Genomic DNA, 3360 nt, shown 5'->3' on the forward strand with positions numbered 1-3360 from the left:
GCCACAGGCTGCGAGCAGGGCGGCCAACACGGCTGCCGATGCCAGGCCCGACCACCGGCCAACCAAGCGAATCACATTCATGAGCCTCGTGGCGCCACTGCCGCGGCGCTTCCTGTCGAAAGAAGAGCGGCGATTATATGGTTCACCCCCCCAGCGACCCGGCGCTGCTTCCTGGCGATCCCGATGACGAGGGCCTGGAGGTCGGCGCCGGCGAGGCCCCCGAGCGCCGCGTCGCGCTGATCGATCGCAGCCTGCACGGCGTGCGGCTCGACAAGGCGCTGGTCGCGATGGCCGGCGAGTTCTCGCGCAACCACCTGCAGACGCTGATCGAGGGCGGCCATGTGTGGGTCGACGATCGCCCGGCGACGCAGGCCTCGCGCAAGGTGTCGGCCGGCCAGCAGCTGGTGGTCGAGCTGGTGCCGACGCCCGAGAGCCGCGCCTTCCGCCCCGAGGCGATGGCGCTGGCCATCGTGTTCGAGGACGACGCGCTGATCGTGGTCGACAAGCCCGCCGGCATGGTGGTGCACCCGGCCGCCGGCAACTGGTCGGGCACGCTGCTCAACGGGGTGCTGGCGCACCACCCGGCCGCGGCCACGCTGCCGCGCGCCGGCATCGTGCACCGGCTCGACAAGGACACCTCGGGGTTGATGGTGATCGGCAAGACCCTGCCGGCGGTGACCGCGCTGGTGCGGGCCATCGCCGCCCGCGAGGTGCAGCGCGAGTACCAGGCGCTGGCGCACGGGCGGGTGCCGGCGCAGCCGTTCCGCATCGACGCGCCGCTCGCGCGCGACCCGCAATCGCGCGTCAAGATGGCCGTGGTCGGCGGCGGCAAGCCGGCGCAGACCGACGTGACCCGGGTGGCGCTCGCGGAGTTCGACGAAGGCGCGGTGAGCGCGGTGCGCTGCAAGCTGCACACCGGGCGCACCCACCAGATCCGCGTGCACCTGRCCACGCGCGGCCACACGCTGCTGTCGGACGCGCTGTACGGCGGGCGCCCGGGCCTGGGGCTGGCCCGGCAGGCACTGCATGCGGCGCGCCTGGGTTTCGCGCACCCGGTGGACGGCCGCCCGATGCAGTTCGAGGCGGCCCCGCCCGCCGATCTGGCGCAGGCCTGGCAGCAGGTGATCGAGGCCTCCGAGAAAGCCCCGTGACAGGGTCATCGCAGGGCCTATACAATGGCGCACAATCGCTGCCACCCAGGGAGCGATGATGTGAACTGCAGCGCCGATGTGAATGGCGCGCAGGCTGGTTCTCAGCGCCAAGCCGTCAAGACGGCGCTTCGGACCAGACGCTCCACACTCGACAGCCTTCGCCAACCCAGCGACATCCCAGCGACAACCCGGTGCGTCCACCGGTGCGCCGCGGGATTCGAGCGAAGGCCGATGCGAGCGGAGCCCGCCCCCTGAATGCCTGCCGGCCGAGCCGGCTGAGGATGTGAACGAACGTCAATGAACACACAGGATGCAAAGCGCGTCCTTGAGACCGCGCTCATCTGCGCCCAGCAGCCGATGCCCATGCGTGACATGCGCGCGCTGTTTGCCGACGAACTCGGCCCCGACACCCTGCGTGCGCTGCTCGACGAGTTGATGCGCGACTGGGAGGAGCGCGGGGTCGAGCTGGTGGCGCTGGCCCATGGCTGGCGCTTCCAGAGCCGCCCGGAGATGCGCGAGTACCTCGACCGGCTGAACCCCGAGAAGCCGCCGAAGTATTCGCGGGCCGTGATGGAGACGCTGGCGATCATCGCGTACCGCCAGCCGGTCACGCGCGGCGACATCGAGGACATCCGCGGCGTCACCGTCAGCAGCCAGATCGTCAAGCAGCTCGAGGACCGCGGCTGGATCGACGCGATCGGCTACCGCGAGGCCCCGGGCCGCCCGGCGCTGTACGCGACGACGAAGCAGTTCCTCGACGACCTCGGGCTGGCGAGCCTGGAGCAGTTGCCGATGCTGCAGAGCTCGGCGCTGAACCCCGGTGCGATGGCCGAGGCGCTGGCCGGCCAGCCGTCACTGCTGGAGCCGGAGCAAGGCGCGCTGCCGCTCGACGGCGAGCTGGCGATCGAGGTGTCGCTCGAAGCACCTGTCGAAGAACCCGCCGCCGGATCCCCCGCCGAGTCTCCTTTCGAATCCCCTTCCGAATCCCTCGCCGAACCGGTCGCCGACCTGGCGGCCGTTCCCTCCGCCCCTTCCCCTTCCCATACCGAGCCAGCGGCAGATGCCGCCCCCGAGGACACACCGCATGAACCAAGCTGACGACTCTTCGACGACCCTGCCTCCCGACGCCGAAGGCGGCGAGGCCTCGGCCGCGAAGCCCAAGCGTCGCCGCACGACCAAGGCCGCGGCCACCGACGCGCCGGCGACGGCTGCCGAGGCTGTGCCGGCGGAAGCTGCTGCGGGTGATGCCGCGGAGGCTGCGCCGAAGCCGGCACGCAAGCGCAAGTCGGCCGTGAAGGTGGAGGACGGTGCTGCTGCCGACCACGACACCGGGAGTGCCGCCGCGGCCCCGGTGGCCGAGCCGCTGATCCAGGTCGAGACGAAGCGGCCCCGACCGCCCGTCGAAGCTGCTGCCGCCGCGGCGCCTGCCGCGGCACCGGTCGAGCCGCCGCCCGCCGCCGCCGATGCGCCGGTGATCTTCACCGTGGTCAAGGAGCCCGGCACGGAGCTGCCGCCGGACTGGGATCCGCCCGGCCTCGAGCGCGAGGTCGACGAGAACGGCCAGCCGACCCGGGCGTCGCGCAATCGCCGCCGCGGCGGGCGCAAGGACCGCCGCCGCGACGAGGTCGTGCTCGGCGCGGCCGAGGCGCACCTGTCGACGCCGGTGATGCCCGACGCGAGCGACCTGTTCGCGACGGTGGTGTCCGGCGATTTCGACGTCGAGGTGCCGCAGCCCGAGGGCGCGCCGTCCACCGAGCCGGCGGCGCAATCGCTGTCTGCCGACGAGGCCGAGGGCGAAGGCGACGACCTGGACGCCGAGGATGAAGCCGCAGGCGACGCCGAGGCCGAATCCACCGCCGAGATCACCCCCGAGGAGGCCGCCGAACGCAAGCGCGTGCTGCAGGCCGACCCCGACGCGCCGAAGCTGCACAAGGTGCTGGCCCAGGCCGGCGTCGGCTCGCGCCGCGACATGGAGGACATGATCGCCGACGGCCGCGTCACGGTGAACGACCAGCCTGCCCACACCGGCCAGCGCATCTCGTTCGGCGACCGCATCAAGGTCGACGGCAAGCCGGTGCGCGTGCGCATCGTGCCGCCGGCGCCGCGCATCATCGCGTACCACAAGCCGGCCGGCGAGGTCGTCACGCACGACGACCCGCAGCACCGCCCCACCGTGTTCCGCCGCCTGCCGCGGCTGCAGCAGGGCAAG

At 72.4% G+C, this 3360-nt stretch carries 3 protein-coding genes; all 3 read left to right on the forward strand.

Going from position 1 to position 3360, the window contains the following annotated elements:
- The first annotated feature begins 137 nt into the window (after positions 1-137).
- A complete protein-coding gene (locus AC1D12_RS28570; RefSeq protein ID WP_477844484.1) occupies positions 138-1151 on the forward strand; it encodes an RluA family pseudouridine synthase in 1014 nt (337 codons plus the stop codon).
- Positions 1152-1448: 297 nt separating this feature from the next.
- Positions 1449-2249: an SMC-Scp complex subunit ScpB gene (gene scpB / locus AC1D12_RS28575; protein ID WP_477828390.1), complete on the forward strand. Its 801-nt coding sequence runs from the start codon at positions 1449-1451 to the stop codon at positions 2247-2249.
- On the forward strand, positions 2236-3360 hold a 1125-nt coding region (locus AC1D12_RS28580), incomplete at its 3' end, for a S4 domain-containing protein (RefSeq protein ID WP_477844486.1). The genes scpB and AC1D12_RS28580, both read left to right, overlap by 14 nt.

It is taken from the genome of Rhizobacter sp. P1_G5 (genome assembly GCF_056405435.1).